Annotated in this window: 16 protein-coding genes; 7 read left to right on the top strand and 9 right to left on the bottom strand. The window is 43.5% G+C overall.

All coding sequences use genetic code 11. The features are described 5' to 3' along the window. Window positions 1-27: 27 nt before the first annotated feature. On the bottom strand, window positions 28-1,755 hold the full coding sequence (locus tag ACP7AK_RS01865) for a glutamine--tRNA ligase/YqeY domain fusion protein (RefSeq protein WP_425878264.1): 1,728 nt from the start codon (window positions 1,753-1,755) through the stop codon (window positions 28-30). Between the two features lie 423 nt (window positions 1,756-2,178). Here ACP7AK_RS01865 and ACP7AK_RS01860 point away from each other — a divergent pair, with 423 nt between their 5' ends. Beyond that, window positions 2,179-2,688 (top strand): peptidylprolyl isomerase, encoded by a 510-nt coding sequence (locus tag ACP7AK_RS01860; RefSeq protein ID WP_004279844.1) that lies wholly within the window; start codon window positions 2,179-2,181, stop codon window positions 2,686-2,688. A 110-nt stretch (window positions 2,689-2,798) separates the two neighbouring features. Then, the gene (locus ACP7AK_RS01855; protein ID WP_425878262.1) at window positions 2,799-3,518 is read left to right on the top strand and encodes a UDP-2,3-diacylglucosamine diphosphatase; all 720 of its coding nucleotides are present in this window, start codon (window positions 2,799-2,801) and stop codon (window positions 3,516-3,518) included. Window positions 3,519-3,546: 28 nt separating this feature from the next. On the opposite strand, the gene ACP7AK_RS01850 is transcribed toward ACP7AK_RS01855, so the two are convergent. Both ACP7AK_RS01850 and hpaI read right to left on the bottom strand, forming a co-directional pair. Next, window positions 3,547-3,765: a hypothetical protein gene (locus ACP7AK_RS01850; RefSeq protein WP_004279847.1), complete on the bottom strand. Its 219-nt coding sequence runs from the start codon at window positions 3,763-3,765 to the stop codon at window positions 3,547-3,549. A gap of 681 nt (window positions 3,766-4,446) precedes the next feature. Next, entirely contained in the window at window positions 4,447-5,241 is a 795-nt protein-coding gene (gene hpaI / locus ACP7AK_RS01845; protein WP_004279848.1) for a 4-hydroxy-2-oxoheptanedioate aldolase, read from the bottom strand. 243 nt (window positions 5,242-5,484) lie between these two features. Between hpaI and nfsB the strand changes: the two genes are divergently transcribed. Both nfsB and ACP7AK_RS01835 read left to right on the top strand, forming a co-directional pair. Beyond that, complete coding sequence (nfsB, locus tag ACP7AK_RS01840; protein ID WP_219309527.1) at window positions 5,485-6,138, top strand: oxygen-insensitive NAD(P)H nitroreductase; 654 nt, start codon at window positions 5,485-5,487, stop codon at window positions 6,136-6,138. Window positions 6,139-6,245: 107 nt separating this feature from the next. Continuing rightward, window positions 6,246-6,473, top strand: a complete 228-nt coding sequence (locus ACP7AK_RS01835; protein WP_425878259.1) for a hypothetical protein — start codon at window positions 6,246-6,248, stop codon at window positions 6,471-6,473. Here the strand turns inward: ACP7AK_RS01835 and ACP7AK_RS01830 are convergent. The 4 genes from ACP7AK_RS01830 to ACP7AK_RS01815 form a co-directional block, all read right to left on the bottom strand. Continuing rightward, entirely contained in the window at window positions 6,436-7,290 is an 855-nt protein-coding gene (locus ACP7AK_RS01830; protein ID WP_425878257.1) for an EamA family transporter, read from the bottom strand. The two genes, ACP7AK_RS01835 and ACP7AK_RS01830, sit on opposite strands and share 38 nt — an antisense overlap. An 85-nt stretch (window positions 7,291-7,375) precedes the next feature. After that, window positions 7,376-8,413, bottom strand: a complete 1,038-nt coding sequence (fba, locus tag ACP7AK_RS01825) for a class II fructose-bisphosphate aldolase (RefSeq protein WP_004279853.1) — start codon at window positions 8,411-8,413, stop codon at window positions 7,376-7,378. A gap of 119 nt (window positions 8,414-8,532) precedes the next feature. Beyond that, the gene (locus tag ACP7AK_RS01820) at window positions 8,533-8,811 is read right to left on the bottom strand and encodes a hypothetical protein (protein WP_005107177.1); all 279 of its coding nucleotides are present in this window, start codon (window positions 8,809-8,811) and stop codon (window positions 8,533-8,535) included. A gap of 154 nt (window positions 8,812-8,965) precedes the next feature. Then, window positions 8,966-10,153 (bottom strand): phosphoglycerate kinase, encoded by a 1,188-nt coding sequence (locus ACP7AK_RS01815; protein WP_004279856.1) that lies wholly within the window; start codon window positions 10,151-10,153, stop codon window positions 8,966-8,968. Between the two features lie 139 nt (window positions 10,154-10,292). Between ACP7AK_RS01815 and ACP7AK_RS01810 the strand changes: the two genes are divergently transcribed. The 3 genes from ACP7AK_RS01810 to ACP7AK_RS01800 are packed head-to-tail and all read left to right on the top strand — an operon-like array spanning window position 10,293 to window position 12,467. Further along, a complete protein-coding gene (locus tag ACP7AK_RS01810) occupies window positions 10,293-10,676 on the top strand; it encodes a DUF2237 family protein (protein WP_004279857.1) in 384 nt (127 codons plus the stop codon). Further along, window positions 10,676-11,269 (top strand): Maf family protein, encoded by a 594-nt coding sequence (locus ACP7AK_RS01805; protein ID WP_004279859.1) that lies wholly within the window; start codon window positions 10,676-10,678, stop codon window positions 11,267-11,269. The genes ACP7AK_RS01810 and ACP7AK_RS01805 overlap by 1 nt, the downstream gene beginning before the upstream one ends. A 28-nt stretch (window positions 11,270-11,297) precedes the next feature. Then, window positions 11,298-12,467 carry a JmjC domain-containing protein gene (locus tag ACP7AK_RS01800; RefSeq protein ID WP_425878253.1) on the top strand — a complete coding sequence of 390 codons (1,170 nt, stop codon included), beginning with the start codon at window positions 11,298-11,300 and terminating at the stop codon, window positions 12,465-12,467. Between the two features lie 85 nt (window positions 12,468-12,552). Here ACP7AK_RS01800 and ACP7AK_RS01795 read toward each other — a convergent pair whose 3' ends face one another. Both ACP7AK_RS01795 and ACP7AK_RS01790 read right to left on the bottom strand, forming a co-directional pair. Then, on the bottom strand, window positions 12,553-14,475 hold the full coding sequence (locus ACP7AK_RS01795; RefSeq protein ID WP_425878251.1) for a sensor histidine kinase: 1,923 nt from the start codon (window positions 14,473-14,475) through the stop codon (window positions 12,553-12,555). Then, window positions 14,475-15,158, bottom strand: coding sequence for a response regulator (locus ACP7AK_RS01790; RefSeq protein ID WP_425878249.1), 684 nt, complete (start codon window positions 15,156-15,158; stop codon window positions 14,475-14,477). Before ACP7AK_RS01790 ends, ACP7AK_RS01795 begins: the two co-directional genes overlap by 1 nt. Window positions 15,159-15,172: the final 14 nt, after the last annotated feature.

Below are 15,172 nucleotides of genomic sequence, written 5' to 3'. Positions count from 1 at the left end.
GCTTTTTACATTCTGACTTAAACCAGCTTATTTGCCTGGTTTAAAGCTGTCCTTAAGATCCAGAATACGGTTAAATACCGGTTTTTCGCTGGAATGATCATATTGATCTGCCACGAAATAACCTTCACGCTCAAACTGGAAACGATCCTCCGGCTGAGCTTGCGCTAATGCAGGCTCAATCACGGCCTGAACCACCTTCAATGATTCAGGGTTCAGGTTTGCCAAGAAGTCATCACCCACTTCTGGATCAGACTCCGTAAACAGACGGTCGTAAATACGCACTTCTGCAGGAACGCCTTTTGTCGCAGATACCCAGTGAATCACACCTTTGACCTTACGACCTTCAGGATTTTTACCCAAAGTTTCAGGATCAATCGAACATTTCAGCTCAACCACTTCGCCATTTTCATCTTTAATGACTTCGTCGCATTTGATCACATAGGCATGACGTAAACGGACTTCACCACCTGGAATCAAACGTTTAAAGCCTTTTGGTGGCTCTTCTTCAAAGTCTTTACGGTCAATATACAGCTCAGTCGTCAATGGAATAACGCGCTCGCCCATATCGACATTCGGATGACGTGAATGGGTCAGGTCCATATCGGCTGGCAAGTTGGTTAAAGTCACTTTTAATGGATTTAACACTGCCATACCACGAGCTGCGGTATTTTCCAGAGACTGGCGAATACAGTATTCCAGCATGGCTACATCGACGATACTGCCATCAACCTTCGACACACCGACACGTTGACAGAAATCACGTAGACCTTCAGGTGTGAAACCACGACGACGCATACCCACTACAGTTGGCATACGTGGATCATCCCAACCATTTACATGACCACCTTCAACCAGCTTACGCAATTTGCGTTTTGAGGTGATGGTATAGTCCACATTCAAACGGCTCGATTCATACTGACGTGGCACGGATGGTGATTTAACTTTTGCCACCACCCAGTCATAGAACGGACGGTGATCCTGGAATTCCAAAGTACACAGTGAATGCGTAATGCCTTCAATCGCATCAGAAAGTGGATGCGCATAGTCATACATTGGATAAATTTTCCATTTATCGCCAGTCTGATGATGCGCTGAATGCAGGATACGGTACAAAATCGGATCACGCATATGCACGTTCGGTGACGTCATATCGATCTTGGCACGTAATACAGCCTGACCTTCTGCATATTCACCGCTGCGCATTTTCTCAAAACGCTCCAGGTTTTCTGCAACCGTTGCATCGCGTTGTGGCGAGTTTTTACCTGGCTCAACGAAATTACCACGGTTTAAACGGATCTCTTCAGGGCTTTGCAAATCCACATAGGCATCGCCCTGCTCAATCAGCTGAACTGCCCAGGTATAAAGTCGATCGAAATAGCTTGATGCATAACGCGGCTCACCTTCCCACTGGAAACCCAGCCATTTCACGTCATTGGCAATACCATCCACATATTCCTGTTCTTCGGCATCCGGATTGGTATCATCAAAACGCAGGTTACACACACCTTTAAATTCTTCAGCAATTCCGAAGTTCAAGCAAATTGCTTTCACATGGCCAATATGTAAATAGCCATTCGGCTCAGGCGGAAAACGCGTCACCACCTGTTGAACGCGACCAGCGGCTAAATCATCGGTAATGACCTGACGTACAAAGTCCAAGCCTGGTTGTTGTTCTTGCTGCTGCACTGAATCGACTGCATTGTTCTTTTGGGTCGGGTTCTCGGGCAGAGATGTCACAACATCATTTGGCTTCATGATCAATCATTCACTTCTAAAGTTAAAAAGGGATTAACGAATATTTCATCGTACAAGCTGTACGTATATTCATTATCAAAGTTCCTTAGTTTAACTATAGGTGATTAATCTCTCAACCGCTAACTACGGTATTTGATTTCAATTCACTCATTTTAAAAAGTGAAAATACAGTAAGCTGCCCAAAACTAAAATATCAACGCTTTACGGAATCAGAAAATGATTCAATTCGTGCCTGTCGGGAATATAACGCCCTGTCTGGCAGTATTTGAAATGCCTTGATAAATCAACGTATAAATAAGGTATTATTTTTATGCTTTTAACAAAGAAAATAATGTTTTTACTTGCCTTGTCGATTGTAGTTTGCTTATGCTTCACTCATTCAGAAAAAACCATGGCACTCGTCCATGATCAGGAGATTACACAATGAGTTTTCCTCAAGTCGAATTAAACACCAATAAAGGTCGTATTGTTCTAGAACTCAATGCTGAAAAAGCACCTAAAACCGTAGCTAACTTTTTAGAATACGTACGTGACGGTTTTTATGACGGCGTAATTTTCCACCGTGTTATTGATGGTTTCATGATCCAAGGCGGCGGCATGGATGAAAACTTCAAAGAAAAAGCAACACGTGATGCGATCGAAAACGAAGCAGACAACGGCTTGACCAATGACGAAGGTACGATTGCAATGGCGCGTACTCAAGCACCGCACTCTGCTTCTGCTCAGTTCTTCATTAACGTGAAAAACAACTCATTCCTTAACCACTCTGGCAAAACTGCTCAAGGTTGGGGTTATGCCGTATTTGGTAAAGTCGTTGAAGGTATGGACGTTGTGAACGAAATCAAAAACGTACGTACTGGCAACCGTGGCTACCACGCTGACGTTCCTCTAGAAAATGTAGTAATCGAATCTGCAAAAATCATTTCTGAATAAAAAACGTCCTCTCCGTTCTTTATGAGTTTTAAAGCGATGCTTTAAAACGGTGTAATGGAAAATCCCTCATATGAATGAGGGATCTAGAGAGGAATAAAAGGAAAAGATTCGTGATCTATCTGTTTATCTCAGATTTACATTTGTCACCTGATCACCCTCGACTTGTTCGGGGGTTTTTAGATTTATTAACTGAGTATCAAGATCAAAATACCCAACTGTATATTTTGGGTGACTGGTTCAATGCCTGGATTGGTGATGATTATAAGTCTCCGTGGCTGGACGAGATTGTCACTGCATTAAAACAGTTTACTCAGGCTGGGAATCAAGTCTATTTTCAGGCCGGCAACCGGGATTTTGTCTTAGGAAGTAAATTTTTAGCTCGATTTGGCGGGCAGCTTCTTCCCGAAATCGATCAGCTAATCATTGCCGGAACACATTTTCGCCTGGAACATGGCGATGCCCTATGTACCGATGACGTCTCCTATCAGCGTTTTAAAAAGATTATTCGTCATCCCTGGCTACTTGGCTTCTTAAGAAAAACCCCTCTCTCATTTCGAACCAGACTAGCCAACCGCTTTCGTCAACAAAGCCATCAGGCACAACAGTTTAAAAGCTATGAAGTGATGGACGTCAACCCACATGCAGTTGAGCTGGCATTACAGGATGTAGATGTACTGATCCATGGTCATACGCATCGCGCAGCCATTCATCAGTTAGCCCAGAAAAGAAGAATTGTACTAGGCGACTGGAAAGAAGACAGTGCAGAGATTCTGGAAATTCAGGAAGATCAAAGTTTTGATACCCTGAAACTAAAAAAGTGGCGATATTAATCAGCCACTTTTTACGATATTGATCTGCTTAACACAGACGATAAAGCTGGTTTACCCCAGTATAGAAACTTTTACCATCGAGATTGAACTGAAATTCCTCACCCGTTGGCAATTGAATCATTTTACCGACCTCAACCCAGATAAAACCGTCCATTGTATTTTGCTTGCGCTTTAATGGAACCAGTTTCACGTTAATTTCATTGCCATCAGCGGCAGTGGCAATATGCCATTCATTGATTTTGATCAAAATATTTACTCACACGATATGAGCTTTTTGTGACTATATGGAGAGAGATTAATAACAACCTAGTTTACATAATAGTTCTATGGTTAGTAGATCTTATTTGAGTTCAAATACTTGAACTAAAAAGTACATCACAATCAGCTTAAAATAATAATAGAAGCAAGAACAGTACTTGCTTGAAGTGCAACCAGTGTAAGCTATTTATCCAGCAAAAGCAAAATTACATTGTAATGACAATAGAATGGGATTTTTAAGAACTTTTTTCATGCTTTGTTAATTATTAGGCTTTTGATTTTTATGATCTAAAATTCATTTTAACGTTACTTCATTTCCGTTGATAAACAAAACCTGTCTTTAAATACCTTAAAATCAATATTAGAGACATGAAACTCAGCCCGAGGTACAGCAAGTTCCACTCTCCCGTCTTTTGATAATTTAGGATCAAGAGAATAGCATTTAACGCTACAAACAGTACGTGAATCATAAAAAAGGCTTGTTGCACTCGTCTAGTTTTTTGCTGACGTTGGTTCTCTAAGATGTTCTGCTGTTCTTGTAAAAATTGTTCTGCATCTTGAAGGTTCATTATGATTTTCTTATGGCTGAATGAATAGCTCATCTAAAGAATTTCCGGTTAAAAATAAACTAAAAATCTAAGCAAGCTATTCATTCAGAATCTCTTGTTGATTAATAACCGCTAGTCGGATTAATCACATTGATATCCTTTTTATATTTCCCCAATAGATCACGCAAGGAATTCATCAAAACACTGGTATCTACGCCCACTGCTACAAACTCAGTGCCAAGTTCGATATATTTTTGCGTCACTTCATGCTGGGTTGACAGAATTCCTGCAGCTTTGCCTGCAGAACGAATCCGCTGGATTGCATCAATTACAGCTTTTTGTACTTCAGGATGATTCGGATCACCTTGATAACCCATAGTGGCAGATAGATCAACGGCGCCAATAAACACGCCATCAATCCCGTCGATCTGAAGAATAGCATCCAGATTTTCAAGTCCTGTGACCGATTCAATCTGGATTAATAAACAGATTTCTTCATGTGCCGTCTGATAATAATTTGGAATGCTGTTCCAGCGGGTGGCACGTGCCAGTGCAGCACCAACGCCACGAATTCCTTCAGGCGGATAACGGACTGCCCTGACCATGAGTTCGGCCTGTTCCACGGTTTCTACCATCGGAATCAACAGCGTTTGTGCACCGATATCAAGGAGTTGCTTGATCAGTTGTACGCTACCAATGGGTGGTCGTACCACTGCTTGCGAGGGATAAGCAGCAATACTTTGCAGTTGCGACAAAGTCGTTCTCAAATCACTGGGTGCATGCTCACCATCAATCAGCAGCCAGTCATAACCTGCATTTGCCGCAATCTCGGTTCCATAGGCATCTGCCAATCCAATCCATAAGCCGATTTGCTGCTGGGTTTTCAGTTTGTGTTTAAAGTAATTGGTCACTTGCATCCGCTAACCTATTTGCATGTTGCTGGCGATGCCTCTTATTAAACGCTTCTCGCTTAAAAGTGCCAATAGACAAAAACTGGATTTTAATCTGATTTAACTCTAAGTTTTGCTTGAATCCAGCTCAAGATCATCTCAAAACAGGCTTTGCCTGATGCTTTTTTATTGTAATAATCAGGGGATGTGAAAAATGTATATATTTAAAACTTCTACTCGCTGTTTATTTAAAAAGATTGGAGTCCATTGATGGATTTACTCAAGATCACACAGACCCGCTATACCACTAAAGCCTATGATCCTAGCAAGAAAATCCCGGCAGAACAGTTTGAACGCTTATTAGAAATTTTGCGTCTGGCACCCTCTTCAATCAATATTCAGCCTTGGCATTTTTTTATTGCCGATCATGAGGCAGCCAAACAGCGCATTGCCAAAGCCTTGGTCGGTACTTATGCCTACAATGCACCCAAAGTTCTGGATTCATCCCATACCATTTTATTCTGCACCAAAGCCGATATTAATGAGTTGCATCTGGAAAACTTATTGAACCGCGATGATCTCAGTGGCCGATTTAAAGATGAATCCGCCAAGGAAGGTCAGAAAAACACCCGTGCAGGTTATATTCATTATTATCGTAATGAAAAAGGTGATATTCAGCGTTGGGCTGAAAACCAGACCTTTATTGCACTCGGTCAAATGCTCTTGGCTGCCGGAATTGAAGGGGTTGATGCCACCCCGATTGGCGGATTTGACGAAGAGATGATTAGTGAAGAATTACAACTCGCAGAACAGGGCTTGATCCCCTCTGTATTGCTGACTTTAGGCTATCGCAGTGAAAACGACTTCAATGCCAAACTGCCTAAATCACGTCTTGCCGCTGAAGATATTTTCACCAAACTGTAAGGAATTTGTGCTATAAAAGGGGTCAAGCGCCCCTTTCCATATCAATTCGGGCCTATTTTTTGCTTTATTTAATTTACCATCTAATAGAATAACAATAGAGGTCATCTATGTCGCTCCTTACATCCAAATCCCTGAAATTTGAATGCCATCATTGCGATAAAATTTATCTCCAGCACTATAAAGATCAGCAGCATCGTTATCCGCATTGTCCAGACTGCCAACAGACCGGTTTATTGCTTGGACTGGCCGAAGCAGGCGACCTGCTCCGACATCCGATTGAATTTGCATCTTCTTATGTCAAACAGACATTGCATAAGCTAGGCAAATCACACTAGTCAAGCCTAGCAGCAATCCTAGAGTACTTGCAGGTTTGAGCCGCTCTTTAAAGAATACCAGACCTGCTATCACACCAAATACCACCACCAGAATATTCATGCCGGCAAAGACGATCGCCGGTGAATCCTTGAGCAGCATATGGGCTTTGACATAGAACGCAATATTGGCAAAATTCAGGATACCCAATAACAGACCAGCGCCGATATTCTGCATCGAGCCCAAGCTTTTATATTTGAGTAACAGATAGCCCATCGAAATGATCAGAGCGCAAACAAACATCAGATTCAGCGCCACCGCGAATTGCAGGCCAAGACTGGTTGTATATTTCAACAATACATCTATCAGTGCATAACCGACCCAGACCAAGCCCAGATATAACATTCCCTGACTGCCCTGTCCTGTACTTTGTCGATGTGAAAACAGGATGCACAGCACTGCGCCAATACCTAAAGCGATCCCGAGTATTTTCAGCTGATTAAACTGTTCCTGAAAAATGAAATAGGCTGCAGCCAGTGACAAAACTACCGAGAGTCGCTGGGCAATTTCGGTTTTTAAAATCCCAGCCGTTTGCAAAGCCTTGGCCAGAAACAAGAATACGCTCGGAAGCAAAATACCCAGAGCCAGAATAAGCAACCAAGGCGTCTGAGACATTGAAATATGTTGAATATCAGGCTTGAACCAGAAAAAACACAAGAGGCTGGCTGTCATATAGTTCCAGCTAATCATGTGTATCGGACTCAAGCCCTTATTTTTGGCGACTTTTAATAATATTGAGACCGCAACGCTGCATAGCGCTGCTGCGAAAATCAGTTCCATATGCTGCTCTTATTCTTGATATTTATGAGTCTACAAAAAAGCCCACATTTGCAGTGGGCTTTTTTTATAAATGATTCACTGGGAATTATTTATAGTGTGACACCATTTTCTCTAAAGAAATTGGGCGAATCTTGTCTGCATTACCTGCAGTACCAAAAGCTTCGTAACGATCGATACAAATTTGCTTCATTGCGTCTACAGTTGCGCTGAAGAATTTACGAGGATCGAATTCGCTTGGTTTTTCTGCCATCATACGACGCATTGCACCGGTAGATGCCAAACGCAAGTCAGTATCGATGTTAATCTTGCGCACGCCGTGTTTGATCGCTTCAACCAGCTGTTCAACCGGAACACCGTAAGTTTCCTTGATGTCGCCGCCATACTGGTTAATCACTGCCAACCATTCTTGTGGCACAGAGCTTGAACCGTGCATGACAAGATGTGTGTTTGGAAGTGCTGCGTGAATTTCTTTAATGCGGTCAATCGCAAGAATATCACCTGTAGGTGGACGCGTGAACTTGTACGCACCGTGTGAAGTACCTACTGCAATTGCAAGCGCATCAACATTGGTATCAGCAACGAAGCTACGCGCTTCTTCAACTGAAGTCAGGAGTTGAGAATGATCCAGTACGCCTTCTGCGCCTACGCCATCTTCTTCACCCGCCATACCTGTTTCAAGGCTACCCAAACAACCGATTTCACCTTCAACAGATACGCCACACGCATGTGCCATTTGAACTGTACGGCGAGTCACATCAACGTTATATTCATATGAAGTTGGTGTTTTACCGTCTTCACCGAGTGAACCGTCCATCATTACTGATGAAAAGCCTAACTGGATTGAACGTTGGCAAATATCAGGGCTGGTACCGTGGTCTTGATGCATTACCACTGGAATATGTGGCCATTCTTCAATTGCAGCCAAAATTAGGTGACGCAAGAACGGAGCGCCTGCATATTTACGCGCACCCGCAGATGCTTGTACGATAACAGGTGAATTGGTTGCATCTGCTGCAAGCATAATTGCACGCATTTGTTCTAAGTTGTTTACGTTAAATGCTGGTACGCCGTAAGCATGTTCGCCGGCGTGATCCAAGAGCTGGCGCAATGAAATAAGAGCCATAATATCCTCCCAGTGAATGCCACATATTCTACATGTTCAAAGGTTTCAATTCAGCAACAAATAACACTATTTAAAAAAAATCCCTGCATTTGCAGGGATTTTGTGTCACATCAGTCAGATTAAGGTGCTACAGGCTCTGAAGTCGCAGCAACCGACTCGTCTGCAGTCGCTTCATCTGCTGGTGCATTGGCAACTTCAGCTGGAATATCGGTATTTTTTTCATCTAAAATTGGCTGGTCAATGGCATCAATGGCAGCTTGCTGTTCTGGAGTCACCGTCTGATCTGCCACTGCTGCCGAGCTTTCTGCTTCAGCTTCTGGTGCACTTTCCTGTTTTGCACACGCAGTTAATGCCAGAGATGCTGCTAATAATACTGCAATAGTTAACTGTTTTTTCATCACGTATTCTCATCATTTGGTGATTTAATGACTGCATCTTATGACAGATTTATTGCATTTTAATGACCAAGCCATGAAGGGTAAGTTTGCACTGTCAAAAAAATGACATAAAAAAAGCTGGCACTTTGCCAGCTTTTTAGCTTAGGACATGCAATTAAGCACGTTCTAATAGCACTGCAACAGCAGGAAGGGTTTTACCTTCAACGAATTCAAGGAATGCACCACCACCCGTCGAGATATAGCCAATCTTGTCAGCCACTTCGTACTTGTCGATCGCAGCAAGCGTGTCACCACCACCCGCGATCGAGAAACCTTCCGATTCAGCAATCGCTAAAGATAAAGTTTTAGTCCCTTCACCGAATTGATCTACTTCAAATACGCCTACCGGGCCATTCCAAAGAATGGTTTTAGAGGTTTTCAGGATTTCTGCAAATGCTTTCGCAGTTTCCGGACCAACATCTAGAATCATGTCGTTATCAGCAACATCTGCAACGTTTTTCACCGTTGCTTTTGCAGCAGCCAATGAACCCAGGAAGTCTTCAAAGTTAATTTCAGAGGCATCTGCAACCACAACGTCAGTAGGAAGTGGAACTGCTACTTTTGCAGCAATGGCTTTTGCCGTATCGATCAGATCCTTTTCACACAATGATTTGCCCACGTTATAACCGGCCGCAGCAAGGAACGTGTTGGCAATACCACCACCGACGATCAATTGATCACAAATGTCAGAAAGTGAGGTTAAAACGTCCAGCTTGGTAGAGACTTTAGAACCTGCAACAATCGCCACCATTGGCTTTTCAGGGGTTTGCAGTGCACGACCAAGCGCATCAAGTTCAGCTGCCAGTAAAGGACCTGCAGCTGCAACTTTAGCCAGACGCGCTACGCCTTCAGTAGATGCTTCTGCACGGTGTGCTGTACCAAAGGCATCCATCACGAATACATCACACAATGCTGCATATTTTGCTGCAAGTTCAGGATTGTTTTTCTTCTCGCCGACGTTAAAACGGCAATTTTCCAGTAGAACTACCTGACCTGGCTGAACATCAACGCCATCTAAATAGTCAGTAAACAGTTTCACTTCTTGGCCCAAAGCTTCAGTCAAGTAAGCCGCTACAGGAGCAAGTGACTGTTCAGCTTTAGGCTCACCTTCAACCGGACGACCCAGATGAGAATACACCATGACTGCAGCGCCTTTTTCTAGTGCTGCTTTAATCGTTGGCAATGCTGCACGAAGACGCGCATCGCTGGTGATCACACCATTTTTAACAGGAACGTTTAAATCTTCACGGATCAGAACACGTTTACCTGCTAAATCGAGGTCAGTCATACGCTGAAAGTTCATGTAGAGCTCACTTTATAGATATTAAAACCAGGCGATTTTAAATGATTATGCAGAAAAAGGTTAGCATCTTTTGCAGAAAACATTATGAATGCCAAAGTTTTGTTATGATAGAAAAAAGCCTCTTTTAGATTCAGTCCCTATGTCGATACATCCTGATCCAAATCTTAACCGTTTGAACGTGTTAGGTGAGCCTTTGTCCAGCTGTTGCTTCGATCCGATTACCGGATATTTCCGCAATGGCTTTTGCCATACTGCGACCACCGATCTGGGCCAGCATACGGTTTGCGCGCAAATGACCTCAGAATTTCTGAATTTTTCTCAAAAAGTCGGTAATGACCTGATTACGCCTTTGCCCGAACTGGATTTCCCGGGCCTGCAACCTGGCGATTTCTGGTGTATCTGCGTAACGCGCTGGGTCGAAGCCTATGAAGCGGGTCAAGCTCCACCGATCAAGCTACAAGCCTGTCACAAAGCTGTTCTGGCGTATGTACCGTTAAATATTCTTGAGGAATATGCTGTCTAATGAATTCTGCACAGATTATCTTGGCATCGTCCAGTCAAACCCGCAAAGCGCTGATGGATCGTCTGCATATTAATTATATTTCCATGGTACCGGATATTGATGAATCTCCTCGCGGGGAAAATCACGCAGATGATCTGGCACAACGACTGGCTTTTGAGAAAGCCAGATATATTGCTGAACAAAATCCAGAAGCGATTGTGATCGGCTCAGATCAGGTGGCATGGCGTGAAGGTGCGCCGGATATTTTTATTGGTAAACCGTTAACGACTGAAAAGGCCATTCGCCAGCTACAAGCCAACTCGGACAAGATTGTCTATTTTAGTACTGCGCTCAGTGTGCAGCAGCTATCGACCGGTTTTGAACAAAGTCTGGTTGAACACTATAAAGTCAAGTTCCGCAAACTGTCTCAGGTCGAAATCGAGCGTTATGTCGAAATTGAACAACCTTTGCATTGTGCAGGCAGTTTCAAATGTGAAAGCCTCGGTATCAGCTTGTTTGAAGAAATGATCGGACAAGATCAGACCACGCTGATGGGCATGCCAATGATCAAGCTCTGTCATATTCTTCGTGAATTAAAAATTTTGGTTCCTTAATCTCCCATTTAAATTCAGGCTGTAATCTATGTCTCAACCTTTAGACGTATTAGGCGGTATTACCGCTGAACAATTCCTTAGCGAATACTGGCAAAAGAAACCTTTACTGGTGCGTAATGCAATGCCTGAAATCGCCAGTTTGCTTGAACCCAATGATGTGATGGAACTTGCGCTTGAAGAACATGTCACTGCCCGTCTCATCAAGCAGAAAGATCGTGATCCGAATCAATGGAGCGTGAAATCTTCACCTTTGCTCAAAGCAGATTTCCAGAAAATGCCCAAGCTCTGGACGCTTTTGGTTCAGGCTGTAGATCACTATTCATTTGACCTGTCGGCACTTTGGAAAAAATTCCCATTTATTCCACAATGGCGTCGCGATGACATCATGGTGTCTTATGCACCGCAAGGCGGTTCAGTCGGCAAGCATTTCGATTTCTATGATGTGTTTCTGGTACAAGGCTATGGCCATCGTCGCTGGCAGCTTGGGCAAATGTGTGATACCGAAACTCCATTTGTTCCGGGTCAACCGCTTAAATTATTGCCTGAAATAGAAGTGAACTTTGATGAAGTGCTGGCACCTGGCGACTTGCTCTATGTGCCGCCTGGTCTGGCTCATTACGGCGTGGCTGAAGATGACTGCCTGACTTATTCATTCGGTTTCCGCATGCCAAATATCAGTGACATGATGGATCGTGTCGGGGATAAATTCTCTGAAAATGAAACGCTGCGTAACCCATTGCTGGATATCAACCGTGATCAAGTCGGTGCTATCGGTGAAGTGAGCAGCAATGAGCTGGAATATCTGAAAGAACACATCATGCAGCAACTGCATAATTCCAATGTTCTCGAAGATGCCATCATGAGCTTGATGTCCGAACCTAAATATCCTGAAAACCTGCCTGAAGCAGAAGAAATCGGTACAGGTGATCTGGAAGAAGCACTCGATCAGGGCTATAGCCTGATGCTCGAACCTGCGTCACGCCTGCTTTATACTGAAACGGACGGCGACGTTCTGTTCTGGGCAAATGGTGAGGGTGTGTGCATCTCTGAGACATTTACCGCAAAACTCAAACAGCTTGCAGATGGTGAAGCGCTGTTATTCGGTGAAGACTTCGCTGATGAAGAAATTCTGGAAGATGTTGCTGCATTATTAAATGAAGCCGTGTTGATGCTGGTTCCACCGCCAGAAGACGAGTAATCTTTCCACGGTTCTATTTAGGCAATAATTTTAAGAGGATCACATGATCCTCTTTTTTATTTTTAGAGTCTAGAATTCTAACTAATTAAGGCTGATACAGCTCTAATACAACACGAATCAGCGTATCTCCTTGTTCAGATTCAATCTGGAACAATCCTCCCATGCGCTCAACCCGCATTTTCATGCTGCGCATTCCAATACTCAGACCATTTTTTTGCACCATGTCAGCATCGAAACCGATGCCATTATCCTGAATGCTTAAAGTAAGCTGATGTGGCTGGGAATATTCCAGACTGACTTTTACCTGACTGGCCTGACTATGCTTAATGATATTGGTCAGACTTTCTTCGACTACTCGGATCAAGGTTAAACACTGTAATGCCGTCGGTTCACGCTGCCAGACTTTTGGAAATGACCATTCAACTACAATCCCCATTTCTTCCATCAGCTGGGTAAAACGATAACGTACCGGTGCGATCCAGAGTACCGGCGTTTGTGGGACTTTATTTTCAATAGATGAACCACTGTCAATGATTTGTCTGAGATCATCTCTGAGCAGTTTCAGCATGGAAAGAAACTGCTGTTTAGAAACTGTTTCGCTACTTTGATCCACCAGAATCATGGAACGGACAATAGACCCTCCCAACCCGTCATGCAGTTCATGTGACAGATTAATCCGCTCTTGCAGACGAACATTGGTCAGCTCCAATTGATGTTTATCGCTCAGGCTTTTATTCAGGTCAGCACTGACCTGCTGGACTTTACGTTCTAACTGGGTATTAAATTTTTCGATTTTCCTGACATTACGATTCAGGCGTGTGCCCATAATCAGCACGACAAACAAGGTAATAATTGGTGAGGTATAGGGAGATAAAGGTGAAAACTCATTGACCGTGGTTTGGTTCAACATGATCAGGTCAATGACTACACACAGCAGAATCCCCCAAAGACACAACGTCAGGAAGAGATATTCTCCATTTCGGGTTTTGATGGCCTGATAGCTGATATACACAGTACAACTAACAAAGAGCAATACATAGAAGATAAACACTCCACCTAGCACCTGCTCCAGATAATTCAAGGGACTGATCATCACCAGTAGGCTGGACAGAACGCTGACCAGAATAAATCCTCGCTCCAACTGCTTAAATTTCTGTTTTACAAAGCGGATCAGATACAGACAAAAACAATGGATATAGGCAATGAAAAAAAGCATATTGGCTTTAGCTGCCGAAATCGTGGAGTGAAATGGAAAATTTTCTGTAGTCAAGACATTGGAAATAAACAGAATCCACAACAGTGAACTGAGTGCCAGCCAGCCAAAAGTGGTTTCTGAACGCCGGAATAACCAGATAATGAAACAGATCAGCCCAATCGTGGCAGAGAAAATCATATTGATCTGGAATACGGTACGGCGATCCCAGATTTTTTCCAAATACTGCTGGCTATTCACCAACACATTATTAAACTGAATATTGCCCAGGCCCGCGCTTTGGAAACTGTAGCCATTTACATAAATCAGGATTTCATTACTGTCTTTACGCAAACCGCTAATCGGGAAAACCCAGTAACGCGGCATATTCCAGCTTTTCGACAAGGGCTCTTGCAAGTTCCGGTCAGACCAAAGCAAGTCACCATTCAGGAACACGGCACCTGCCGAATTAATATAATCAATAGAAAAGGCAACCGGTTCTGCAAGGCGGATGTTGTCCTGACATGACCAACGCCAGACAATCTTGTACCAGGCACCCCCATGATAATTCTTCCAGTTATTCTGCCAGTTATCCGGCAAACGTACGCTTTGCCAGCCTGATGTCGGCATCTCGGTAGGACCCTGAGCCTGAACCTTCTGAATATATTCGATCTTCACCTGACAAAGATCATTAATCTGAAAATGGTTTTGTGCCTGACTGATACTACAGAACAAGCAAAGCCAGCTGCACAGGACAAAAACACCGATCCATTTCAGTCGCTGCCGTTTGCTGCTTCTGGAACAGGCAGATGACATTACAGAATTCCCAGATGCCGTGCGGTACTGACCGCCTTGGTACGTTTACTGACCGAGAGTTTGCGGTAAATATGCTTGATATGACTTTCGACGGTATAGCGTGATACACAGAGCTGCTCGGCAATTTCACGATTACTCAGACCTTGCGCAACCAAGGACAGGATTTCCTGCTCCCGCTGTGTGAGCGTTTCCTGATCCGCAGCTGGCCTGTTCTGCTCTACTGTTAATGAAATGGCAGGAATAGAAATCTGTTTTAAAATTTCACGGGCAACAAAGGGATCAATCGGTGCACCGCCACGCAAAATACTGCGAATAGCCAAGGCGACTTCAACATCATCCCGTTCTTTCAGCACATAACCGGTTGCACCGGCCTGAATTGCGCTAAACAGGCTATCTTGGGTACTCCAGGCAGACACCACCAGAATCAACGCTTGTGCGTCCTGTTCGCGGATTTTTTCAATAATTGAAATCCCACTTCCATCCGGTAACCCTAAATCCACCAAGGCCAGTGCAATCGGCTGTTGTTGAATTATGGAATATGCTTCTTTAACCGTATTGGCAAATAGCAGAACGTCTTCGTTATACCCCAGATTGGTTAATATAATTTTTAAACGGCGCTGAATAACATATTCATCTTCAACGATTAATACAAGTACTGGCAAGACTGCCTCTGGTGCTGTCATAAGCACGCCCCTTA

Origin of the sequence: Acinetobacter sp. TWP2-2-3, assembly GCF_049896445.1 — a bacterium.
Lineage (GTDB): Bacteria > Pseudomonadota > Gammaproteobacteria > Pseudomonadales > Moraxellaceae > Acinetobacter.
The sequence above is the reverse complement of the archived record's forward strand: the minus strand, read 5'-3'. Positions and strand labels throughout refer to the sequence as shown.